Here is a 22,304-nt window from a genome sequence, read left to right as displayed (position 1 = left end):
AGGTGACCAAGTAAGCACCAAGGTCCACATCGTCCGCGGCGGCTGACGTCCGTTCCGAGTCCTGCATGATCCACCATGTAGAGTGGCATCACCGACGCGGGGTGGAGCAGCTCGGTAGCTCGCTGGGCTCATAACCCAGAGGTCGCAGGTTCAAATCCTGTCCCCGCTACCAGAGGAAGGGGCCCCCAAGGCGCGGGCCCCTTCTGTGTTGGCCTAGCTGTTGGTCGAGGGCGGTTCCGGTTTTGGCGGGCTCAGTCGCCGAGGGGTTCTCGGCTGTCTGGGCCGCTGAAGATGAGTTGGGTGACGACGGGGCCGTAGTCGGCTTTGGCCGTGATGCGGTACAGGCCCGGTTCGGGCACGTCTACCTCGGCGCCGAGTTTGTCGTCGTCGACGGCCTCGAAACGGACGATCGTCTCCCCGTCTCCGTCCACGGCGGTGATCGTGCAGTCGACCTGCGCGGGGTCGTCGGTTCCGCCGATGAAGCAGTCCCATACCGCGCCAGGGGTGACGTAGTCAGGCACGGTCAGGCCGATCCCGTCTTCGGCTTGGTCGGGGCCGAGGTGATCGTCCTCGAGGAGGAAGTGGGCGACGGTGCGGCGGGCGTCACGGCCGTTGGCGATGGCCCCGTGCTGGGCGAAGACGGGCAGGGTGCGGCGGGTGGGGGAGGCGGATTCGGTGCGGAAGCAGTATTCGGACGCGTAGACGACCCCGTTGATGAGTTTCATCGGCTGGACGGTGTTCTGACGGATGCCGACGACGGGGCGGTGGCGGGGCAGGGGCTCGTTGGAGAGAGTGGTGAAGAAGTCATGGGCTGCTTTGGACAGGTCTTTGTCTCCCCCCGATGTCGGCGACGTCTGACGGTGTGAGGTGGCGGACCTGGAGGCCGTCCTCAAGGCAGAGGAAGCGGGGCAGGAGTTCGTGGACGGCGGGCATCATGGCGGCCGCAGCGGCGAGACGGCTGTGGGGCAGCGGCAGGGGTCCGCCCTGGACGGTGTTGAGGATGTTCGCGGCGACCACCGAGCCTTGGAAGGGAGTGCCGAGCGTCATGACGCCGCGGGTGTCGGCGGGCAGGTCGCTGTCGTCGCCGAGTGTGAGGGCGGCGTAGGTGACGAGGCCGCCCATGGGGTGAGCGAGGAAGACCAGTTGGGCCGGGCGTTCGTCGACGGCTTGCTGCCGGGCGCCGGCGTATGCGGGGTGTTCGAGCCAGCGCTGCAGGTGCTCGCGGGCCTTTTGGGCGAGCCTGCGGCCGCTGACGGCCACGGGCAGGCGCCAGTCGTAGGCGAAGGTCATGACGGCGTCGGGGTGGGCCACGGTTTCCTCGACGGTGCGGATGAGATCGTGGTAGGGCTCGATGCCGCGCAGAAACGGGCTCCAGGGCCGGGCAGTGTCCCGGAACGCGCGGGTGTCCGCTCGGGGCGTGCATCCGCTGGCGGTGCATGCTTCCTGAACAAGGACAGACCACAGCGCTTTGGCAGGAACAGCGTTCGACGCCGTCGGAGAGAGGCTGACCAGGGGCCTGGCTGATTTCGTCCGTGCGTGACGACGGGAAGCTCATGTACGTGAGGTCAATGAGCACCGATCCCAGCATCGGTGCTCATTGACCTCACGTACATGAGTTCCGGTTCTTGAAGCCGTTCAGGTTGCGCGACGCAGAGGGACGACGACGTCCTCGCCGGTGCTCTTCTCGCTGAGCCGGTAGTAGCTGATGTGTGCCAGCCGCTCGGTTTCCTCGAGCCATCCGGCTTCCACGACCTGGCGTCGGGTGCGGGAGAACACGGTCGGGGACATACCGACGAGCTTGGCGAGGTTGGCGCCGGTTTCGACGACTGCGCCGGCGCGGTCGGTGGGGTGCATCGCGTAGAGCATGACCACCAGCCGCTGGTTGGCGGTCATGCCAGCAGTGCGGTGGAGGACGTCCAGGAGCTTTCGCTTGTCGTCGTTGTTCACTGGGCCTCCCACCACGAAGGGGACGTGTTGTCGAAGCCGGGGATGTCCGGCGGGTTGCACGACTTGATCGCTTCCCGTTGCTCGATCCCGGTCCCGTGAAAGGCGATGTACGGGCTGATCCGGTAGAGCCTGTAGTTGCCGATCCGGCCGCGCTCGATCAGGATGCGCCGCTTGAGCAGTTTCCGGTTGATCTTGCCGACGGCATCGGCGGTCATCCCGACCTTCTTGGCGATGTCCGCGCCGGTCGCCCTCAACGGTGCCATGCCCTGGGGAGAGACTCCGATCCACCACAGCACCAGGTACTTCTGGCTCGGGGTGAATTCCTTGCTCTCGGTGATTGCTGCGACTCTCGCCTTGTCGACCTGGATGTGCTCGCCGGAGAAGGCATAGGGCGCGTAGGGGATGGCCTCGCCCGTGTCCGCATCGACGAGTCTGCGTACTGCTCCCAACGGGCCCTCCATGGCTGGGCATTGCCTCGACGTACATGAGCCTCGGCTCTCAGGCCGACTAGATGAACTTAACGTACATGAGCACACAGTTCATGAACTCTGCTTCCAGGGCGTGTCGCTCAACCTGATGCCGATTCACCCCTCCGGTCTTCCTGCCCGGACGCGGCGCATGCTGATGAACCTGACGTCAATCTGGTCAGGTTCTGGAACCGTGCTCACGGTCCTCACAGCATGGGCACCAGGGTCCCAGGAGCGGTCTGCCCTGTTCTCAGGAACCAGGTGCACGATGTAGCGAACTGGGTGCCAGATCGTCAGGTCTGGGTGGAAGAGGACCTTTTTGCAGGTCAAGGCGCTTTCCGTGCCCGTGCCCTCTTTAGCAGTGGGACAGGCTGTCACCTGCGGCGTTCCCCCGTACACACCGCGCCTTGCAAAGCAGTCGCGCATGGCATCCCTTAGTGCCTCCCTGCGAGGCGTCCACATCCGTACCCCCTCCCACAGTTCGGCAAAAATGCTTCGCTTCCCTCCCCCGTCCTCAGCCCACGAAAGCACGCCACGATGCGGCTGGAGCCGACGAAGTACCCGCCACGTGTGCCTCCATCAGGCCCCACCGGCCCCAGCCACGCTGTCCCACAACACCGCCCAGCGAGCCGCAGCCGCCGGATCACCTGCAGGCCCCGTCGGTGCATCGGAGGCCCTCAGGGGCCGAGGATGGACCGACCCGTAGGCGCGGAGAGCCGCCCCCCGTCTGCTGCGCTGCATCGGCGGAGCACGGGATGACTGGAAATGACGGCTCCTTGCCCCGCTCTGTCCCCGTCCTCGCACGCGACGGCGAGAACAGTGGGCAGGAAGAGGGGACACCGTGCCATGGGGCTCAGGATTCATCTCACGGACGACGACATGTAGCGGGTGACCCTGGCTCAGCGTCCCGCTCCGCTCTGGGAAACGGAGCCTGCGCGCGCCGTCGCTACCCGGCCGGGACGGCCCGCCGACTGGCTGGCAGCGCTGACCGAGCGAGCCTGCGCCCACCCCCATCCACCGGCAATACCCGCAGCTTCCCCGATCACAAAACGGTTCAGCACGACTTGCGCCGAGACCGTCCGCGCACGGCGACCGCCTCGCACAGGCCAGCCTTCGGACCAGGAAGAAGCGGCGGATCATGTTGCGTTTTTGGGACGGGCAAGCGAGGACGTCTCCGCTCAGCGCCCGTGACAGCGCGTTCTGGGCCAGGACCTCGCCGCAGTCGGTCGCCACCATCGCCGGGGTGTCGTGCAGTCCGACGCGGTGCCCCACCTGCAGGCGACGCCCGTCGCGTACGACGTGCTCTACAACGTCTTCGGCACCGTGGACTTCACCGACCCGCGCGAGCTGGTGCCGGCGGCCGCGCGCACGCCGGGCGGGCGGCTGGTGTTCGTGACCCTCACCCACTACCTGAGCGGGGCACCTGCCCAGCTCGACGCGATGGCTGCCGACAACCCGGCGAAGACACCGGACGGCGGCTCCGCCACTAATGGTGGAGCCGGGTATTGGGCTTGCCTGAATGCCTCGGCTGGGCTGCGGGGTTACTGAGGGAGCTGTAGCTCCTGTGGCGTCTGGTCTGCGGCTGGGTGGAGCCCGGAGCAGAGGAGGTTGAATGCCTGGGCTGCTGCTGTGGCGACGCTGTCGCGGGTGTCCGTGGGTGGTTCGCCGGACAGGATTCGTCGTTGCAGTTCGCGCAGGGCGGCCCGGTGTATGCCAACGATGGCGCCTGCGAGGAGTGTGAGCGCCGGGTGATTGGCGTGGTTCGGTCCGGTGGCGGTGTTCGGCGGGTGTTCGGTCAGGGCGGTCGCCAGCGCGGCCTCGGCGTGTTCGCTGATCTCGCGTTCGCGTGCGCGCAGTGTGACGCTGCCGTCGATGACCTGCCAGAACCGGGGCGCGTCCGGGTGGAGCCCGAGCGTGGGGTCGTCGTGCCGCAGGGCGGTCAGCAGGTCGTCTCGAATGGTCTCCACCGGGCAGGTACTGGGTGCACGGTCGCGTACCAGTGCGGCGAGATGGCCCTCTACCTCTGCCTGGCGATCCAAGAAGAGGTCTTCCTTGGTGGGGAAGTAGTTGAACACAGTGTTGGTGGAGACGCCTGCATGCCGCGCCACCTCGGCGACCGTGACCTGGTCGAAGCCGCGCTCCAGGAACAGGGGCAGGGCCGCGTCGGCGATCGCCGTGCGGGTCTGCTGCTTCTTGATCTCTCTAAGGCCCATGCCCAGATGATAGTGTCACCACAAATTTGGAGTGACACCAAGATTTTCTGGGGTGGGGTAAGCATGACCTTGCACTTCGGCATCTATCCCGGTGGGATCCTGGGCGACGACCAGGGCATCGTTCGCCCGGTTCGCCCGGACCTGCCGGACCGCATCACCGAGGCGCTTGACGCGCTCCAAGGTGACACGACCACGCTCTCGGTGCGCGCCTACCGCTCGTTCGCCGCCACCGTGACGCCGCTGGAACCGCCCACGCCCGCCGATCCCGAGACGTATCTCCAGCGGGGCCGCAAGCTGGACCTCGTGCTGCAGTTCCGTGAGCCGTCCGGCAAGTTGGAGGGGTGGCTGGAGTTCGTCCGCGAAGCCGTCCGCACCGGTGGGCCGCACCTGGCATCCGTCCAGATCTGCGAAGAGCCCAATGCCGACCTGCCCGTGGTCGACGGCAGCAGCCCCAACGTTCTGAACGCGCTCGTTGAGGGAGTTGTCGCGGCAAAGCAAGAGGCCCGGGCCCTGGGGCACAGCCTTTCGGTCGGCTTCAACGCCGTGCCGACCTTCAATCCGGCGGACACCTTCTGGTCCGAGCTCGGCGCCCTGGCCGACGCCCGCTTCCGGCGGAACCTGGACTACGTCGGTCTGGACTTCTTCCCGGACGTGTTCCGTCCCATCGACGCCGAGCAGTTGGCGGAAGCGGTCACCGCGGTCCTCACCGCGTTCCGGCGCACCGACCTGCCAAAGGCCGGCATCCCCGAGAGCGTCGCGATCCGTATCTGCGAGAACGGCTGGCCCACCGGCCCCGGCCGCAGCGAGCGGCGACAGGCCGCGGTCCTCGAAACCGTCGTGCGGACCGTGGACGCCCTCGCCGCCGGTCTGAACGTCGACGGATACTCGTTCTTCGCCCTGCGAGACGCCGACAGTACTGCCGAGGGGATCTTCCACCGCTTCGGTCTTCTGCGCGACGACTACACCCCCAAGCCGGCCTTCGAAACATACCGGCGCCTCATCGACGAACTGGGCAATCCAATCCACCGGTGATGCCAGCCCGGTGGCGCCACGCGAACGGAACTGCCGTTTCTCGTGCCGCACCGATCGCCGGAGGCCACGTACGCTCTTGCCCTGCTGGTGCGACCGGGCGGGTGTTTGGTGACCGGGATCAAGACCTGAGGAGACCGCCCGCTCCCCTGCTCTGCGCGCGCCGAAGCGGGTAGCTCGGCAGCGGCCATCCGCCGCATCCCTCGGAGGCCGCTGACAGTCCTCCGCCTGCTGGCAGCGTCCTGGAGAACCGCGCGGACGCGAAGGCCGCGCCCCCGGCCGCCCTCAAGGCGTCCCGTGGCGACGGCGACACGGTTCCGGATCGGAGCCTGGCCCGCTGCGGCCCCCACCGGCACCGCTCCGGTCAGCTCCCCGGCGGGTCCGTGCGCCTGCTCGCCGCCCTCTTCCTTCGACGGGGACTGGGACACCCCCACCCCGGTAACAAGTGTTACCATGCTGGTATGGCGAAGACACAGCTGGGCGCGCGCGTGGACGAGGACGTAGCCGAACTCGCCAAGAAGCGCGCCGCCGACCTGGGATTGAGTATCGGCGACTACCTCGCCCGGCTGGTGCAGGACGACGCCAGCGGCCTGCGCGCCCGAGCGGTGGAGGCCGCTGCCCGCTTCCTGGCCGAACACCAGAGCGTCTTCGACGAGGCTGAACGGGCTCAGCAGAAGCCGCAGGGAGCGCGTGCGGCCTGATGCACCTGCACATCGACGTTCCCTGGATCCTGCAGGTGGCCGAGGCCGCCGGAGCGAACGATCCGGCCCCCGAGGACTACGGCGTCCCCGTCTGCGCGGTCGCCCGCCACCGGGCAGAACTGTTCGAGCAGCCCGTCTACGACGGCCCCTACGCCAGAGCCGCCGCACTGGTGCACACGCTGGGCCGGTGCCGCTGGCTGGAGCGCTCCAACATGGCTGTGGCCGCCGCGTCCGGCGTCATGTACCTCGAAGCTGCCGGGATCACAGTCAAGCCCGGCCATGAGGACGCCGTCGCCCTCAGGGACCTGCTCCTTGACCCTGCCTGCACGGCCGGGAAGATCGCTGCTCTGCTGCGGACCTGGCCCACCGCCACCTGACCGCCTTCACCGACCCCAACCACCTCATCAGCACGCTCCGGCACGGTCTCCGGCTCGGTGCAGTACCAGCGGCGCTTGCGCCAGACCAGCTCCAGCCCCCGCTCGCCGTAGGGCAGATCGCGCGGGCGGGTGTGCATGAAGCCCTTGACGCGTAGGGCGAACACCCCGCAGGAGGGGCAGGCCCGCGCGGCCTCGTCCGCGGTGGTCAGGTGCACCCGCCGGGTGCCGTCCGCGAGCTGCTCGACCTTCTGAACGGCCAGGCCGTCCAGGTCGAGCAGCAACGTCGTATTGTTGTCCAAGCCCGTGTGTCCAGGTGATCAAGCTGCGTAGAGAACAGTCATGATCACCCACGACCACGGGCTTCCTGCATCCAGGGCCCAACTCGTCTCTCGCTGACCGTCAGTGACGGTGCGGCAGGCTGCCTGAAGTCACACCCCGCTCAACTTCGAAGACCCGGAAAAGGGTCAGAAGTTTGCATGCGTTTGCCCGTTCTTGAACACGGTGTAGTAGTCGGAGGAGCCGAGGTCCAGTTTGAACGCCATGCCGTACCGTTTTCGGATACCGGCAACTGTTTCCGACTCCGGTTCGTTCACGCAGCGTGTGACGGGTGGGTCGTCGCGCAGGCACTCATCCGGTTCTTGAATCTGCAGACCTGGGTTGTGGTCGTGTATCGGGTCCCAGGACAGGGTCTGGGACGGGTCGGTCATATGTGTCGGCTCCGGTGCCGCCGGCCCCAAGGGGTTCGGCCCGTGCTGGCGGTAGTAGTCGACAAGGTTGCTGCGGTAGTCGTCGTGGCCGAACGGGATGTGGGAGGCGGGACGGTCGCCCGCGTCCAGGATGCCGTCGAGAACGTCTCCCATGCTCTGGGGGGCGGCACTGTAGTAGGCGGTGACGTACAGCGAGCATTTGATCTTGTACTGGTCGTCGCCCCCCGGATCGAGCCATTCCTTCGCCGTTCCTCCGCGGCATATATCGCGCACGGTTACCAGGCGGAGATCGAGCGGGGTGTGATCAGCATAGGCGTGTATCACGTCTCGAAGGTTCTGCTCCGTCTTCTGCCGGGCCTCCGCTGCCTGGATGCTGCCCGCAAGCTTACGTACGGTCTTCGGGCTCGTGGCGCGGTTTTGGGGCGAGCAGGCGGATATCGCCAGCAACGTGACGGTGAAGAGGGACCCCATCACGCTCTTGGCCCGTCGAAGACGCCTCACCACTGCTCCCTCCCTGATGTCTCTTGTCACTGTCCACCGAGCCGGCCAGAAGGTGCATGAGTATGCGTACTCAGAAAGTTCTGGGGCAGCCCAGACCAGAACTGCCCCAGAACCACTCCCCGCTCAGAGGCCCATGTTTGCCATGGTGCGCTCAAGGGAGTTCGCGTACAGGCGCGCTCCGCCTACCTTCGGGTGGAACGACTGGGCGGACAGGCCATAGCTTCTGAGGACCGGCCAGTCCCTTACCGGATTATCGGAGTCGACAAGGGTCTTCACGATGCCGTGGACCTGTTCAGGGTCACCGCACACAGCTTTGCCCGCGAAGTCGTTCTTGGGGTTCGAGAACCATGCGAGAACACCCTGCTCGTTTGCGTCTTCGACGGCACCCTCCATCGCCGTGGCGAGCGTCCCGGCGATGTCGTTGAGCCAGTTGGCGGAATCTGCGGACAGTCCGAGTTGCGCGGCTCCGACGCCGACCCGCAGGCAGGATCCATTATCAGAGATCAAGGGCGGGTAGCCCATGAGGGTGATCTTCGCGTACGGCGCCTCGCTGTGGATCGCCATCAGAGTCTTCACGATGTCCGGGCGGACGATCTCATCGATGATGCCCGGGACAGCCGTTCGCAGTTCCTGCCCGACGAACTTCTCGTCCCGCCCGCCGACGTGACTGTCCGGCTTGTCGAACGTCTTGTCGTTGCAGTTGCCGACTCCGAAGGAGAGCAGGCACTTTTGTACAATGTGGGAGAACCGGGCGTCGTTTCCTCCGATGGATACGGTGACAAGCGTGGTGTTCTGATCCAGATATCCCTGCTTGATCTGCGGTATCTCCCCGCCGTTGTCCTGCATATCAGTCAGGACGTTGTATGTGCGGGCTCCGGAGCAGGCGATGAGATGGTAATCCATCCGTGCACTCCATGAGTCGTCCAGATCAGAGACCGGGAGGGCTTCACCGGGAATCTTCGCCTGCCGGGACCACGCGTAACGGGAACGGTGGCAGGCGTCGCGGGTGGCGTCATTGCGTTTGTCGCGGTAATTGGTTTCCGGGTAGTAGTCCCGGTTTCCTTCCGACGCCCCTTCGCCGGACGAGTAGGAGTCGCCCATGGCGACGACCATGTGGTTCGGTTTTCGCGGCAGCGGCTGGAAGGCCACCGCGTCCCAGGCGACATCTTCGTCTCCTGTCCCATCGGCGGTGGCGTTCGTGAGTGTCACCTGCGGGGTGCCAGTGAAGCGGAACGCACCGAGGCTAACCCAGCGGTTGGCCCGCTGCTCCACAATCCTCACACTGCTTGTGGTGTCTGCGCCGCTGATCTTGTAGGCGGCTTGCCTCGTGTGGGCGCCTGTGTCGGGCAGATGTACAAGGACTCGAGCCCAGGAGGTGCTCTTCTCCAACGTCCAGGTGCCTGTCACGGTCATCAGCCCGCTGTCGCCGCCGAGGTGGGCTGCGTTGCGGGTGTGGGCAAACCAGAAGTGGCCGCCGCGGCCGCCGCCGACCTGGTGCAGATCACCCTTCGCCGGATAGGGGCCAAGACCAGGGCCGTTGGCGGAGGGATCCTTGTTGAAGGTGAACTCGAAGTGCCCGGCATCGGCGCCGCTCGCGGCGCAGCTATAGGTGTTGGTGTGGTCGGGCACCGATTCGACGATCAGAGCGTTGGAGGGCAGGTCCTCGTCTTCGCACTTCGGAGTCCCGTTCTTGAGCCGGGTGCCCCGTCCAGGTTCTTCACGCAGGGTGACGTACTTGATGTTCTCGTGGCCGCAGTCGGTGTCGCAATGCGCCTTCCAGGTCACGTTGGACCCGCGCCACCAGTACTGCTGGTAGCACTCCTCGTCCGGGCAGTTCGGCGGGCTGTCGGAGTTGCAGTTGTTGGTGGCGTTGCAGAAGGCGTCCAGCGGCGGCTTCACCAGGTCGCGCTGTGCGGGGTTGATCCACCAGGCGGGGCGGAACCCGGCAGTGGAGTAGCCGGATTCACCGGGCCAGTCCTGGCGTCCGTCGGTGGAGTAGGAGTAGCCGGTGTCGATGGACCAAGCGGACCAGCCCATCACCTTTTCCTGGTATGGCCAGTTCTGGGGCTTTGCGGCGTCGCGCGGGTCGCTCATGAACGGGTGCCGCGATGGCGGGTAGAAGGGGTTGGCCGGGTTGTTGTACCAGCCCAGGCCCCACGGCTTGCCGCCACCTTTGTTCTCGTTGAAGCCGAGGTTGTAGTTCCACAGCGCGGCGAACCAGTTCTCCGGTTTGGACGCATCGTCGTCGTTCACGGTGATGGTCTGCCCGTCGGTGTGCACCTGGTTCCACTTGTCCGCGAGGATGTACATGGAGGCTGCGATGTTGACTGCGTAGTCCAGGGCGACGGCTTTCTGTTTCGCCGGTGGCAGGGGCGTCTCGTCGGGCTTCTCGTGGCCTGCCAGGCGCATGCCGTCGGTTACCTGCCCGACGCCGTAGCCGCAGTCGGAATTCTGCCAGTGGATCTTCCAGTACTCCTCGGACGATGTCCCCTTGTGACCGTAGAACCCGGCGATCGCTGCGAGCGGGTTGCCCATCTGTCCGGGTATGGAGCCGGGTTCGGCCTGCCACAGGTTGGACTCCTGGGCGAGCACGCCGAGCAGTACCTGGGCAGGGATCCGCCCGCCGCCGCGCAGAGTGGGGGGCGGGAACAGGCCTTGTGGGTCGATGGTTCCCAGGCCGGCCTGGGAACGCCAGCCTCCCTGTTTGATCCACTTGCCGCGTAGTTCGCCGCGGATTGCCATGTCAACGGCCCATTCGACTTGATTCTGGGTTGGCTGCAGGGCGAGCATGTGGACGTCATTGCGGGGAATGGAGCACCAACGGTCCGTGTCGACCGGATTGTGCTCTCGCTCGTCATCGGCTGGGGACCGTCTGGGCTTGCCGGGCGGCCGCTCGCCGCTGGCGCGCAAGGCAGGTGAGACGGACTCCTTCCCCCTGGCACTGGTTGTGTCCGACACCGCCTGGTTGATCTTCTCGCCCGTCTGGGTCACGGTGCTCGTAACGGTCAGCGTGGTGGCACCCTCGTCCGTGGGATTCGAGGGGGCGGAGGGGCTGGTTTCCGGCGGTGCGGGTTCGACCTTGTCGAGGCCTTTACCCGCGTTCTTGATTCGGTTCAGGCCTGCTCTCACGCCCGGGGTGAGGACTGGGTCGACTGCCAATCGACCGTGGCTGGATATCTCGGTGTCCGCCGAGACCTCCAGCCGGGTTACGTCGCTGTCGGCTAGGTGGATGTTGTGGGCGTGCCCGGTGAGAAACACCCGGCCGCTGGTGCCTTGTTTGAGAGCGACGTCGCCGAGCTTGCCGGATGCCAGCATCGACGGCTTCCCACGCCCGGTCCACAGTTGGGCAGTCGCTGTGTCGCTTGTGCGGTCCATGAACGCCACACCGACGCGCGTGGGGTGGATCTGGAAGGGCACGCTGTCCGTGGTAGCCACGTTCTTGACGCTTCCGAGACGGTCTGCATGTACAAGGTGCGTGCCGCGTGCCGCGATGACGCCGTCATTGACAGGAACTGCAGAGGTGACTTGTCCCACGGCGGTGACGTCGGCCATGGCCTTTCCGCTCGAGGTGACGGTGATCAGACGCGTCTTGTTGTCACGGAACGCAGTGAAGGCTGCTGTATGCGTGTCTGGATTGCAGGACGGGTCGAAGTAGGCGAGCGAGGCCGTGAATGGGAGTTTGGTGACCCGCCCGGTCTTCACGTCGACCACCGCGGTGAACGCACCGCCTTGCATGAGGTCCGGCTTGTTGGCGAACGTGCGCGGCGCGTAGACGGCGGCCACGTGCTCCCGGTCCAGCACGCACATGTTGCCGACCCACGTGTCCGCCGGCATGCTCGGCTCGGCCAGCGTGGCGATCGTCCGCCACTCGTAGGCGTCCTTGCTGTCCGCGACGAGGATCTTCAGTCCGCCGGCACCAGCTGTAGTGGTTACAGCCCGGTCGGGGGATGCCTTCCAGTCCTTGCCGAGTAACCGGAGCCGCTGGTTGGCAGGCACTGCGGACGGTATCGGCGGCTCTGGTTCCGCGGCTGCTGGCTTGGGGCCGGGGTTGGGCGTGTCCACCGCAGCGGCGGTGGTCTGGAGGAGGCCGGACAGGACTGCGGTGGCTGCAAGACCCGCGATCCCCCTCTGGACATAGCTGTGCCCTCTCAACTGCACCCTCCTGGAATGCGGTCCTTGTGCGCAGACAGGAAACCGCCGCAGATCACGTACGGGGAGCGGATCTGCGGCGGTTGGATGAAGGGATGTGCTGCTGGCCTACGTGAACTGGAAGGAGGCGTTGTTGTTGTACACGTGCGGGAACCGGTCGATGTGCTGGTATGGGGCCATCGCGTCCTGGGCGCCCTTGTAGCCGCTCCTGAAGTAGACGCGGGCTGTGTACTTGTAGTGGAAGTTCTCTCCGGAAGCGGCGTTGTTCTTCACTCGCTGAAGCGACCCAGGCCAGGGCCTGCTGGCGCCAAAGAGGCAGAACTTCAGCGGGTGTGTGTGCCAGTCGCCCGGTCTGAGCTCGTCGAAGTTGTAGACCGGGTAACGCACGTTCCGCCACGAGCCACCCTGGCCTGAGTTGTACCAGAGTGTGAACTTGAAGTCCGACTTCCCCGGTAGCTCGCACGCCTCCATGCTGTAGAGGTTCAAGTCGTCACCACCCGGGTTGGTGGCCTGCGCAGCCGGTGCCCCGACAAGGCCAAGAGCGACGGCCGCAGAGGAAGCGGCACCGAGCAAGGCTGTCCTTCGCATACTTGCCTCTCCCCTTCGCTCAGTTGACCGAGCGGGCCTTGGCGACGGCTGACCTGATGCCCGCCTTTTCCCGGTTGAGTTCGTCCATGTGCTCAGCGATCGCCTCGGCCTGGATCGCCGCCTCGGCGTCGAACCACACCTTCTCCACGTGGTACTTGTCCCGGCACGTGACGTCGGCCACGGCGGTGTCCTTCTCCGTCTGGCTGATCTCGTCCGGTCCAGTGGAGAAGCGCGGATCATCACCGGCGTCCATGGGCATGGCGTAGGTGTAACCGCTGTCCTGCATGCACGCCGCCCACTTCGCGAACACTTCCTTGACCTCAGGGGTGTCCATGGCCTTCTGATAGGCGTCCCCGCTGATCTGATTCACAAGAGCGGAGCCCTGAAGGCTCGGAGCCGTACTGCCGGCCTGCGACGCACAGCCTTGGAGAACGTCCTGGTCGGCCTCGGCGGACTGGTCGGCTGCCAGCGCCGCATCGTACGCGTCCTGCTGTTCTGGGTCCGGGTGGTAGCCGAACTGCTGGGCCTGCTCCAGGTCGTGGATGCCGTATCGCCAGTCGGTCAGCGTGGTCCCGCCCACGGTGGGCAGGTCGGGTGCAGGCGTCCAGTCCGGGAATCCGGCGTTTCTCATGCACTCTTTGATCTCGAGGTCGCGGGCCGAGGAGACAAGCCGCTTCTCCCTTTTCGTGGGCTCGTATGCCTCAATGGGCAGCTTCCATGTTGCCGGATCCTCGGGATCCCCCACCTGCGCCGTCGCGACGGGCTCTTGAGCAGCCGTGGCCGGACGCGCATCAGAGGTGTGACGCTCGGAGTGGTGTGTGGCGGGCCAGACAGCCAGCATGACCCCAGTCACAGCAAGCACTGCACATGCGGGCGCCGCGGCCTTCCTCACAGGTTTCACGTTCCCCCCTCTTTTGCAGAACGAGGGCAGAGCACATCTTGCGATGCCCCCTCGCCGTCAGAAGCTCAGCGAGCGAAGTGGTCAGCTTCTCCCTGCCGCGCGCCAACCACTGTAGAGAGGGGACGGCTGCTAGATACAGCTTGCGTGAGGGACATGGCATGAAGTCGATCCCGCGGCCAGTGCATGCGGAATCGCTGAGGCGTCATGGCTTGAACTGTGAGGTTTCTGTGAAGCGGAATGACTTGAGAGCAGGAATTGCAGTCAGAGGTTGACTGATTCGATGCCTCGCGCAGGCGCTGCAAGAAGCAGGCCAGTGGTGGGCAGGCAAGGTGGCCTTCGAGCCGGCTGTGCGGGCGGCCACATCGCGCGTGAATGAGGCCGCCCGCGAGCCGGGCTCGCCGGTCAGTCGACTCGTGTGGCAGCTTGCTCCACAAGGGTGCGTGCGAGTTCTCCGAGCCGCGCCGGGTCCCTGTCCAGTGCCTTGCTGCTCAGCAGTTGCAGGAGTTTGAAGAAGGCGTCGTCGGTCGCCACCCTCCGGTCGAGCAGCAGGACGAGTTCGCCGGGGTTGTCGAAGGGCACCGGGCGGGGCTGCCGCCCCGCGCCGACGTCTGAGTCCTTCTCCGCGGAGAGGCCGGTACGAGGTTCGGGAATCGCTTCCGCAGGCGTCCTGCTGCTCTTGACCGAGGCGCCACCAAGACTCGCGGCCTCCGGGTGGCTGTTGCCGGTGGACGGACTATCGCTCCGGGCGTCGGTGATTACGCCGTAATCACCTTCCTGCTTGCTCTCGGTGCCGTCTCCGGCTGCCTCCGCTGTCGGCGGCGTCGTCTGGCGCTTGGTGGGTTGCGCCTGTTCCTTGCTCACGCGCTGCGCTTTGAGCTCTTCCAAGGCAGCTTCCTGGCGTTCCGGCGGCTTGTTGCCGACCGCGCGCAGCAGGTCGATGGGTTCCTTGCCGATTCGGGCTTGGAGTTCGGGGGTGAGGTTGAGCAGGGCGAGGCGTTGGGAGACCCAGCCTTGGGAGCGGTGGAGGCGTTTGGCGAGGGCTCGCTGGCTGCCGTGGATCTCCAGCAGGCGCTGCAGAGCGCGGGCTTCGTCGAGTTCTTCGAGGTCCTGGCGGTGGATGTTGGCGACGAGTGCGGATTCGAGGAGTTCGAGGGGGTTGGATCCCTGGTCGTCGCTGACCATGACCTTGAGTGTGGTGAGGCCGGCTTCCCGGGCGGCGGCGAGGCGGCTGCTGCCGTCCACGACGACGTGGGTGGTGTCCGGCTCGAGGTCGGCTTCGCGTTGGGGGTTGGCTTTGACGTAGGCGTCGCGGTTCATGACCGTGATGGCCTGCTTCTGGCCGTGGGTTTTCAGGCTGCCCGCGAGGTCGGTGAGGTCCCCGAGAGTTGAGCGGGGGTTGTCCGGGTTGAGGCTGATGCGGTGGACGGGGAGTTCTGTGGGCGGGGCGACGCCCTCGGTGGGGGTGCCGGTTGCGGCAGCGACGGCTTGGCGGCGTGCACTGACTGGGCGCACTCCCCCGCCGAAGCGTCCGGCTCCGAGCTGGTCCGCCTTGCTCACAAGACCTCCCTTGCGAGTGCGCGCATGCCCACGGCCTGCTGCGATTTGGGGGCGTAGGACAGCAGGGGTTTCTTCACCCGCACTGCTTCCTTCTGTTCCTTGAGGTCGCTGATGAGCCCGATGACTCTCGGATCCTTTATGTCAACCCAGCCCTGCAGTGAGGAGGTTGCGATGTATCCGCGGCGGGAGTCGTAGAGGTTGACGGCGATGCCTAGGTAGTCGATGTCGATCTGGAGGTCGTTGCGGAGGTCGTCGATCTGGGTGGTGAGGAGGTCGTAGGCGTCGGCGGAGCTGTCTTCGGCTTGGACGACGATGAGGGCTCCGGACTGGCCGGGGGCTTCGCCGTCGCGGCGGCGGCCGTAGTAGGCGGCGGCGTCCATGCTGAGGCCCAGGCTGGGCGGGCAGTCGACGATGATTACGTCGTAATCGGCTTCGAGTGGGGCCAGTGCTCGTTCGAGTGCGGCTTCGCGGGCTCGTACTGCTGATAGGCGTACGTCGAGGAGGAAGGCGTCGTTGCAGGCGGGTAGGAGGTGCAGGCGGCCGCTGAAGGTGTCGTCGTCGACGGAGACGATGAGGTCGCGCAAGTCGCCCTTGGGGTCGCCCGCCATGTGGTTGGTGAGGCTGTCACCGTTCATCGGCAGCGGGCTGCCGCCGAGTTGGTTGGTGAGGTGGCATTGCGGGTCGAAGTCGACGAGGAGGACCTGCAGGCCGGGTCCAGGCAGGTTCTCGATGTCGAGAGGGTTGTCTGCTGCTTCGCTGTCGTCGTGCGTCTCACTGGCGCGGAGGGCCTTGGTGAGCGCTTTGGCGACGCGCACGGGGTGCAGGGTGTTGGGGTCTTCGGCGAGTGCTTCACCGAGGCCGGCGGTGATGGCTGTCTTGCCGACGCCGCCCTTCTGGTTGCAGACGATGATGCGGCGGGTGATCGAGGGCCGCTTGATGTTCGGGGCGGGGTTGGCGTCGAGCCAGAGCTGGACGGACTGGGCCAGACCCTGGATGAGGGAGACACGCCGGTCGGCGGCGGTCTGCCGGAAGGTCTCCCATTGCCCGGTGGGCAGGAAGGTGGCGAAGGAATCAGCGCCGGCGGTGTCGATGGTGGCTGGGGTGGAGGCGAGGCTGCACCAGTCGTTGATGCCCTGCTCGACCGCTGCCTGGATCTCGATGCCGTGTTGGGCGGCTCTGATTTTGAGGTTCTGCCGGAGCCATCCCGGCAGTTTGGAGACGACCTTCTCGCGGTCGCTGGAGGTGGCTGGCGAACTCATGCGAGACACCATACTAACGTCCGTGATCGTTTACACCATCGACACGTTAGCTAGGGCAGCTTTAGGCGGCTGAGTCCCCTCCGAGTTGATTACGCCGTAATCAACTCAACTGACCCAGGCGACGCGCCGGGGTGATTACGGCGTAATCACCCCCGACTCCTCGGGGAAGGATGCACGAGACGACGAGACGGGCAGGGTCTCCCAGTCCAGCCCTACCGTGCGAAATCCCCATGAAAAGACCGCAGTGTAGGCAGAGTTGGTCCCAGTCCTGCGGGACAGCCGGCTTGAGCGTGGCGCGCGAGGAGGCTTCATCGAGGCCAGGCCCGCGGGCTCTATGACGACGGCCGCGACGAGTGGCATCCATTTGACGGGCTGTCAGGCGAGCGCTGGCAGCGGGGGCCGGCGGATGGGGACGCCACCTGCTGCTTCATCTTGATCGCTGCTACACCACATGGCGGGACATGACCAGGCGGGCGGCGCCCCGGCGGTTGAGGGCCGGGGCCGGTGCTGCATCTGCAGGCGGTCCACCGATTCGCATACTCCGCTGTGTACAGCAGTCCCGTCGAATTCTGTGTTTCGCTGGTGCCCGGCCCATGGCAAGGCGCCCGCTCAACTCCTCATCAACGCGTCCCCGACGGGATCACCGTGCGCCTCGTCTGAGTCTGCGACGTCTTCCAACTGATCGACCAGCCACTTGTCGCCTTGCCGGACTAGACGGAGCACGTGCTTCGAGACCCCTGACTCGTCGGGCCAGGTGTAGGTGTACTCGACCATCACGCCCGTTCCAGCAGGGTGATCACCGAAGGCCGGAACGGCTTTCGCACGAGTTGCTTCGACCGGACCAAGCTGGGCACGGTCAGGTCCGCTTTGGGTGGGCTTCTGTACAGGCGGGACGGTCGAACCGTCGGCTCGTACGAGTGGCGGTGGAGCAGACGTCTCGGCCTCCGAGGGTGTTGGCTCGGAGGGCTCGTCGTGGTCGGCAACACATTGCTTGACCGTGCCGTGGCGGTACCGCTCTGTCCTCATTCGGCAAACGTGTGGCCAGTCATTGTCGTTGACCGCTTCCTGATACGACTTGGCGAAGTTCAGCGCGGAGGCTGTTCGATCTGTATCACCTCCGCCGTTCACGCGCGTCTCCTTCGGGTCGGCGTTGGACGAGCATCCAACGATCACGAGCGTGAACGCTGCGGCTACCGCCACCCTGATGACGCCTCTCATCTCATCCCCCCGATTCATGCTGAGAAGCCAATGCACACCTGCTTGATCCTATTCACGACGCTCCGGGAGGTCATGGGCGAAGTCACGTCCCTCAAGGCAGGCCGACATCGGCTACGGCAACAAGCTGACCCAGTACCTTCGCACACACGGCAAACTCCACGACTTCGAGCTGGCGCTCGACGCCATCACAGACGAGCTCCACGAAGGGCCCCTGATCGACTACCAGCAACGCCGCGAAGCCTTGAACGGCTGGGCCCTCAAACCAGACGTGCTGGCAGCGCATGGTCGCCCAGCTGCCGATCCTCCTGGGACATCGGGCATCCATCAGCGATGATCGCAAACGCCTTGCCGTCAGCGTTTACATCTGGACCCGCGTCATCGAAGGAGAACTCGAGTTCGCGTCCTGCCCACCGCACACGACCCGGCGCTCCGCGGCGTCTGGAGCCGACAGCGGCACGACGTCTGCCACTGGCTCAGAACAGCAGACCAGCACCCCTACTACCGCGCGCTCAAACCGCTACTCGACACCCACGCCGAGTAACTGGCCAGGGCGATCGACCGCAACCTGCCGAGAGAGGTGTCAGCTGATCTTGGCGGTTGACACCATCCCGAGACACGCCCAAGTCATACCAGATTTCTGTTATGCCCGTTCCCGCGGCTCGCACGACGCTAGCGTCGAGTCTCGTGATCGTATGGCTCAACGGCACCCACGGCGCAGGCAAGACGACGACCAGTGCACTCGTGCAGCAGCTGGTCCCGGATTCACGAGTGCTCGACGCCGAGAAGGTCGGCGAGACACTCATGGACATCACGCCAGGGCTGCCCAGGACGGACAACTTCCAGCACTGGCCGCCGTGGCGACCGCTCGTAGTGGAGACCGCCCGACGCGTCCTCGAATACACGGGTGGCAGCCTGGTGATGCCCATGACTGTCCTGGTCGAGCAGTACTGGCGCGAGATCAGCACGGGCCTCGCCGAACATTCGATTCCAGTCCGGCACTTCGTCCTCCATGCCGATCAGGGCACCCTCCGCGAGCGCATCGCGGGCGACACCGTTCTTGGCCCCAACTCCCCGTTCCGGCTCCAATACCTTGAGCCCTACGCCGAGGCGGCCCGCACGTGGCTGCACGCCGAGGCCGAGGTCGTCGACACCACGCACCTCACACCCGCCCAGGCCGCCCAGCAGATCGCAGAGGCCGTCAAGAGTTGTCCTGTCGCAGAGGTGGGGGTGTGTCCAGTAGATGGCTGATCCAGGGAAAGAGTGGCGTATGTCTCCTATGGCGAGGAACAGTTGCAACGTGAGTGCCGTAGAAACCGCCCCGATCTACGCCAAGCTTGTCCGGAAACAGGGTGACGTGCCCGGCGACGTGCGCCGGCATGCCGAGCGGACTATCGAGGAACTGCACGACGCGCTGGACTTCGGGCGTACGCCGTCGGCGGCGGTCCCGGGAGTTCTGGAGCGCACCGTGCGCGCGGCCCGAGGGGCAGCATCTCGGCGCGGCCTCGCGCTGAGCTGTGTCCCCCGGGAGGCTTTCCGAGCGGGCGGGTGCAGGTCTGCAGTGCGTACGGTCGTGGTGCCGCTTGTGACAGGACGGCGGTCGGCGGCCCCCGCGTTCGTCCCCTCGCGGGGTGCGCAGGGCCGCCAGACCCGCAACGGCGTGATGGCCCCGGGGGTGACGGCCCGGTCGGGCAGCGCCCGGTGCCGGCCGTGGCGAAGTCGCCGCCCTCAGCGTCGTGCGACTCTACGATGGCGGCGCGGAGGCCCCCTTTCAGCGGGGCGGGTGGGTTGCCGCGGGCGCGGGGGAGGCGCTGATGCGGGTGCCAGGGACCCATCTGGTGGACCGGGCCGGCGTTACCGCGGTCGCCTATGCGGCGGGCACACAGCTGGGCTGGCGTTGCAACACCAGCAGCTGATGCCGCAACGCAATGATCTCGAGGTCTTTGTCCCGATCGCTCATCGGCAGCAGGCGCAGCAGCGTGACGGCGGTGGTCGCGGTGACGTAGGCCGGGCGCGGCAGCATGACAGATCATCATGCCGTCCCAGCCCTCTACATGCGCGGAGAGCCGGGCAAGGGACTGGCACGAATCAAGATCAGCGATCAAGCCCGCCACCTGGGCGGATGATTTATCGGCACGCGCAGGGTGAGGATCGTCGTTTCCGGCGCTGCCGGGCGCCTCTCGGCGTTAGCCTGCCCGGATGAACAGCGGTACGCCCCTGAGCCTTCCCCTCGAACCGTTCCTTGCCTGGGCGGAACACCGCGGCACCCCGCTCGATCCACATGCGGCCGATGCCGTGACCGGGCTGCTCGCGCTGAGCACCGGGCACCGTAGGACCGGCCTGCCCGAGCCGACCGAGCCCCTCGCCGAGGAGCTGTTGCACATCCTGCTGCCGCTGTACGCGGGTGCCGCACCGGCCGAGCTGCCGGGCTATGTGGACGTGCTGCTCGCGCTCGTCGACCACACCCGCGAGAAGGGCCGGCTGAACGCCAAGCGGCAGGCCCGCCTGGCGGCCCGGGTGCGGGAGCTGGCCGACGGCTTCACTGAGGCGATGACCGCTCCCGGACGCACCACGTGGCCACGGCTGTACGCCGGGCTGATGCGTGCCGAGGGCGTGGACACCGGGGACGCGGACGCCGTATGCGGATGGCTGGAATCGTTCGCCGCCCGTCCGTCGGCCGAACGCGCGGCGGCACTCGGTTTCTCGGTCCGCGCGACGGCGGGTGGCCCGGCGGCCTCGGGGGCCTGGAAACAGGCACTGGCGGGAGAGCGCACCCGCCGGGCCCGCTCCGAGCTCGCCGCCCGGCTGCACCTCGTGGCCCTGGACGAGCGTGGCCGGTCCCACCCCGGCCAGGGCCCGCTGCTCCCGGGCGCCCCGCTGGGGGCGCCGGACGGGACGGACCGGGAGGAGGACTGGTACGAGACGCAGGCGGCGGTGGTCTCGGACCGGTGGACAGCTGCCGGGCTCGACGCCCTGATGCGCGGACCGTTCGCCCATCTGGCCCCGGGCGGCCGGCACACCGCGCCGCTGCTCGGCGTGGCCGCCTCCCTCGCCCAGGAGCACCTGGAGTGCTTCGGGGAGGATCCCGACCCGCTGGCCCCGGTTCCGCTGCCGGAGTCCCTCGACGCGCTGGCCAGCGCGCTGCGCGCGGCACCGCTCGTACAGTCGCTCACGGCAGCCCTGGACCGCCCGGAAGCAGCCGACGAACCGCTCGTCCGGCTCGCGCTGGCCGTCGGCCTGCTGCTGGAGTCCCCCGACACGCCGGACGGCGCGCTCATCGAGGGACCGGCCGCCGTCGTCCTGCGCGAAGGGGCCCCGGGAGAACTGGCCGGACTCGGCCTTGATCTCCTCGGCTCCCTCCTGGCCCAGCTGGCCGAGGACGAGGAGACCGCCGAGGAGTACCGCGGCGAGCATCTATCCAAGCTCTACTTCCTCTATCAGGAGGCGGGGACCGCGCAGTCGGTGGCCCGCCAGGCCGCGCTGCAGGACGCGTGGATCGTCCCGCCGTCGTACGCCCCCGCCACCGCTGTCCGTACCCCGGCCTCGGGCCCGTACGAACTCCCGGACCCCGAGACCCTCTCCGCGCTCACCGGGCTGCCTGGCCTGACCGAGGACGACCGCGCCGAACTGAGGCCCGTCGCCGCCGTCCTGGCCCGCGTCATCGACCGGCTGGCCGGCCTCGGCGTCACCGAGCGCACCGGCGACTCCTTCACCCTCACCCCGCTCGGCCACGCCCTGCTCCGCGAGGGCCTGCTCCTCGGCACCGCGAACCTGCCGGACGTCGACCCCGACACCTTCCCGACCGAGGAAGCGGTACGGGCCTGGGACGGGGGCCGGCTGGTGGCCGCCGCCCAGTGGTGGCCGTCAGGTGCGGCCCGCAAGACGCTCGGCGACTGGCTGTCCGGTCGCGGCGCCGACGGCTGGTCCGAGCTCCTCGCCGCGCTCGCCGACACCCCCGCCGGGCCGGACGCGGCCCGTCGGCGTGCCCTGCTCGGCCTGCTCGACGCGGCGGCCGCCCCGGTGCCGGCCTGGGAGACTCTGCTCGACGACCCCGCACTGGGAGAACACGCCGCGCACACCCTGCGCGCTCTCGGCCACCGGGCCGACTCCACCCGGGTACCCGAGGCCGCCCGCGCGACGTACCTGGCCGACCGGTTCGAGGAGATCCGCCTGGCCGCCGCCCTCACCCATCGCATGGCCGTCCGCCTCGACGCGGCGGATGACGGTGACGGCGAGGGAGCGCAGTCGCCGGAACGAAACGCCGCGCTGTGCGCCGCTTTCGACGAGGCCGCGGCCGGGTGGCCCGGAGGCGGCCAGGCCCTGGTCGCGGCTCTGGCCGTCGCCGATCCGTACGCCACACCGCCAGTCCTCGAGGAGCTTTCCGGTCATCACGACGCGACAGTGGCCGAGGAGGCGCGGCGTGCTCTGCGTGCCCTCCGGGCCGAGGCGCACGCCAGGCCCACCGGCCGGGCGAAGGGCGCGAAGACAGCCTCGCGAGGCAGGCCGCAGGCCGGGAAACGGTCGAAGAAGAAGCGCAAGAGGAACTGATTCAGCACGTTCGGTGTCGGTGGACGCGTCCGCAGGAGCCGGACCGGCGTCGGCTCTGATCCGTACCGCGTATATCACCCGCACACGCGTGGGGTGGTGTTACCACGCCTCGGACCGCGTCGACGAGCCCGGAACACGGAAGCCG

The 22,304-nt window shown here is 67.0% G+C and carries 20 protein-coding genes, 1 tRNA gene and 1 pseudogene; 7 read left to right on the top strand and 15 right to left on the bottom strand.

The annotated features are described in order from the left end of the window. The first annotated feature begins 95 nt into the window (after positions 1-95). Positions 96-172, top strand: a tRNA-Met gene (locus AC3ET3_RS33890). Between the two features lie 79 nt (positions 173-251). Here AC3ET3_RS33890 and AC3ET3_RS33885 read toward each other — a convergent pair. The 5 genes from AC3ET3_RS33885 to AC3ET3_RS33865 form a co-directional block, all read right to left on the bottom strand. Then, positions 252-725 (bottom strand): hypothetical protein, encoded by a 474-nt coding sequence (locus AC3ET3_RS33885; RefSeq protein ID WP_432158356.1) that lies wholly within the window; start codon positions 723-725, stop codon positions 252-254. 79 nt (positions 726-804) lie between these two features. Beyond that, the gene (locus tag AC3ET3_RS33880; protein ID WP_432158355.1) at positions 805-1,311 is read right to left on the bottom strand and encodes a lipase/acyltransferase domain-containing protein; all 507 of its coding nucleotides are present in this window, start codon (positions 1,309-1,311) and stop codon (positions 805-807) included. Between the two features lie 324 nt (positions 1,312-1,635). Beyond that, positions 1,636-1,947: a replication initiation protein, RepL2 gene (locus tag AC3ET3_RS33875; protein WP_432158354.1), complete on the bottom strand. Its 312-nt coding sequence runs from the start codon at positions 1,945-1,947 to the stop codon at positions 1,636-1,638. After that, positions 1,944-2,396: a MarR family transcriptional regulator gene (locus tag AC3ET3_RS33870; RefSeq protein WP_356687813.1), complete on the bottom strand. Its 453-nt coding sequence runs from the start codon at positions 2,394-2,396 to the stop codon at positions 1,944-1,946. Before AC3ET3_RS33870 ends, AC3ET3_RS33875 begins: the two co-directional genes overlap by 4 nt. Positions 2,397-2,993: 597 nt before the next feature. Further along, complete coding sequence (locus tag AC3ET3_RS33865; protein WP_435613527.1) at positions 2,994-3,650, bottom strand: MmyB family transcriptional regulator; 657 nt, start codon at positions 3,648-3,650, stop codon at positions 2,994-2,996. Between the two features lie 12 nt (positions 3,651-3,662). On the opposite strand from AC3ET3_RS33865, the gene AC3ET3_RS33860 reads away from it, so the two are divergent. Next, a complete protein-coding gene (locus AC3ET3_RS33860; protein WP_435613526.1) occupies positions 3,663-3,962 on the top strand; it encodes a hypothetical protein in 300 nt (99 codons plus the stop codon). Here AC3ET3_RS33860 and AC3ET3_RS33855 read toward each other — a convergent pair. Continuing rightward, positions 3,956-4,627 carry a TetR/AcrR family transcriptional regulator gene (locus AC3ET3_RS33855; RefSeq protein ID WP_435613525.1) on the bottom strand — a complete coding sequence of 224 codons (672 nt, stop codon included), beginning with the start codon at positions 4,625-4,627 and terminating at the stop codon, positions 3,956-3,958. The two genes, AC3ET3_RS33860 and AC3ET3_RS33855, sit on opposite strands and share 7 nt — an antisense overlap. A 63-nt stretch (positions 4,628-4,690) precedes the next feature. Between AC3ET3_RS33855 and AC3ET3_RS33850 the strand changes: the two genes are divergently transcribed. The 3 genes from AC3ET3_RS33850 (at position 4,691) to AC3ET3_RS33840 (ending at position 6,734) form a co-directional block, all read left to right on the top strand. Then, positions 4,691-5,659 carry a hypothetical protein gene (locus AC3ET3_RS33850; RefSeq protein ID WP_488191846.1) on the top strand — a complete coding sequence of 323 codons (969 nt, stop codon included), beginning with the start codon at positions 4,691-4,693 and terminating at the stop codon, positions 5,657-5,659. 458 nt (positions 5,660-6,117) lie between these two features. Further along, complete coding sequence (locus AC3ET3_RS33845) at positions 6,118-6,357, top strand: hypothetical protein (protein ID WP_432158349.1); 240 nt, start codon at positions 6,118-6,120, stop codon at positions 6,355-6,357. Continuing rightward, entirely contained in the window at positions 6,357-6,734 is a 378-nt protein-coding gene (locus tag AC3ET3_RS33840; RefSeq protein WP_432158348.1) for a fic family toxin-antitoxin system, toxin component, read from the top strand. The genes AC3ET3_RS33845 and AC3ET3_RS33840 overlap by 1 nt, the downstream gene beginning before the upstream one ends. Before the next feature lie 68 nt (positions 6,735-6,802). Here AC3ET3_RS33840 and AC3ET3_RS33835 read toward each other — a convergent pair. The 8 genes and pseudogenes from AC3ET3_RS33835 to AC3ET3_RS33800 form a co-directional block, all read right to left on the bottom strand. Then, positions 6,803-6,949 (bottom strand): annotated as a pseudogene (locus tag AC3ET3_RS33835) (transposase family protein); the annotation flags it as partial. 249 nt (positions 6,950-7,198) lie between these two features. Next, complete coding sequence (locus AC3ET3_RS33830) at positions 7,199-7,942, bottom strand: hypothetical protein (RefSeq protein WP_432158347.1); 744 nt, start codon at positions 7,940-7,942, stop codon at positions 7,199-7,201. A gap of 123 nt (positions 7,943-8,065) precedes the next feature. Then, positions 8,066-11,938, bottom strand: a complete 3,873-nt coding sequence (locus tag AC3ET3_RS33825; RefSeq protein WP_435613523.1) for an SGNH/GDSL hydrolase family protein — start codon at positions 11,936-11,938, stop codon at positions 8,066-8,068. Positions 11,939-12,199: 261 nt separating this feature from the next. Then, positions 12,200-12,364: a hypothetical protein gene (locus AC3ET3_RS33820; protein ID WP_432158345.1), complete on the bottom strand. Its 165-nt coding sequence runs from the start codon at positions 12,362-12,364 to the stop codon at positions 12,200-12,202. Positions 12,365-12,698: 334 nt separating this feature from the next. Continuing rightward, positions 12,699-13,520, bottom strand: coding sequence for a hypothetical protein (locus AC3ET3_RS33815; RefSeq protein ID WP_432158344.1), 822 nt, complete (start codon positions 13,518-13,520; stop codon positions 12,699-12,701). Between the two features lie 462 nt (positions 13,521-13,982). Further along, positions 13,983-15,137, bottom strand: coding sequence for a ParB/RepB/Spo0J family partition protein (locus tag AC3ET3_RS33810; protein WP_432158343.1), 1,155 nt, complete (start codon positions 15,135-15,137; stop codon positions 13,983-13,985). After that, on the bottom strand, positions 15,134-16,396 hold the full coding sequence (locus tag AC3ET3_RS33805) for a ParA family protein (RefSeq protein WP_432158342.1): 1,263 nt from the start codon (positions 16,394-16,396) through the stop codon (positions 15,134-15,136). Before AC3ET3_RS33805 ends, AC3ET3_RS33810 begins: the two co-directional genes overlap by 4 nt. A gap of 609 nt (positions 16,397-17,005) precedes the next feature. Further along, positions 17,006-17,614: a hypothetical protein gene (locus AC3ET3_RS33800; RefSeq protein WP_435613522.1), complete on the bottom strand. Its 609-nt coding sequence runs from the start codon at positions 17,612-17,614 to the stop codon at positions 17,006-17,008. Positions 17,615-18,298: 684 nt separating this feature from the next. On the opposite strand from AC3ET3_RS33800, the gene AC3ET3_RS33795 reads away from it, so the two are divergent. Then, positions 18,299-18,862 (top strand): AAA family ATPase, encoded by a 564-nt coding sequence (locus AC3ET3_RS33795; RefSeq protein WP_432158340.1) that lies wholly within the window; start codon positions 18,299-18,301, stop codon positions 18,860-18,862. A gap of 616 nt (positions 18,863-19,478) precedes the next feature. Here the strand turns inward: AC3ET3_RS33795 and AC3ET3_RS33790 are convergent. Beyond that, the gene (locus AC3ET3_RS33790) at positions 19,479-19,634 is read right to left on the bottom strand and encodes a hypothetical protein (protein WP_435613521.1); all 156 of its coding nucleotides are present in this window, start codon (positions 19,632-19,634) and stop codon (positions 19,479-19,481) included. Positions 19,635-19,810: 176 nt separating this feature from the next. On the opposite strand from AC3ET3_RS33790, the gene AC3ET3_RS33785 reads away from it, so the two are divergent. Beyond that, on the top strand, positions 19,811-22,159 hold the full coding sequence (locus tag AC3ET3_RS33785) for a hypothetical protein (protein WP_432158338.1): 2,349 nt from the start codon (positions 19,811-19,813) through the stop codon (positions 22,157-22,159). Positions 22,160-22,304 lie beyond the last annotated feature (145 nt).

The organism is Streptomyces sp. bgisy159 (assembly GCF_057707805.1).
This window is presented reverse-complemented; position numbering and strand designations above follow the sequence as displayed.

Coding starts and splice junctions, on each gene's coding strand:
- AC3ET3_RS33855 (WP_435613525.1), bottom strand. CDS start 4,627: ATGGGCCTTAGAGAGATCAAGAAGCAGCAGACCCGCACGGCGATCGCC.
- AC3ET3_RS33865 (WP_435613527.1), bottom strand. CDS start 3,650: ATGGTGGCGACCGACTGCGGCGAGGTCCTGGCCCAGAACGCGCTGTCA.
- AC3ET3_RS33815 (WP_432158344.1), bottom strand. CDS start 13,520: ATGCTGGCTGTCTGGCCCGCCACACACCACTCCGAGCGTCACACCTCT.
- AC3ET3_RS33850 (WP_488191846.1), top strand. CDS start 4,691: ATGACCTTGCACTTCGGCATCTATCCCGGTGGGATCCTGGGCGACGAC.
- AC3ET3_RS33845 (WP_432158349.1), top strand. CDS start 6,118: ATGGCGAAGACACAGCTGGGCGCGCGCGTGGACGAGGACGTAGCCGAA.
- AC3ET3_RS33790 (WP_435613521.1), bottom strand. CDS start 19,634: ATGCTGCCGCGCCCGGCCTACGTCACCGCGACCACCGCCGTCACGCTG.
- AC3ET3_RS33785 (WP_432158338.1), top strand. CDS start 19,811: ATGAACAGCGGTACGCCCCTGAGCCTTCCCCTCGAACCGTTCCTTGCC.
- AC3ET3_RS33800 (WP_435613522.1), bottom strand. CDS start 17,614: ATGAGAGGCGTCATCAGGGTGGCGGTAGCCGCAGCGTTCACGCTCGTG.
- AC3ET3_RS33805 (WP_432158342.1), bottom strand. CDS start 16,396: ATGAGTTCGCCAGCCACCTCCAGCGACCGCGAGAAGGTCGTCTCCAAA.
- AC3ET3_RS33885 (WP_432158356.1), bottom strand. CDS start 725: ATGAAACTCATCAACGGGGTCGTCTACGCGTCCGAATACTGCTTCCGC.
- AC3ET3_RS33840 (WP_432158348.1), top strand. CDS start 6,357: ATGCACCTGCACATCGACGTTCCCTGGATCCTGCAGGTGGCCGAGGCC.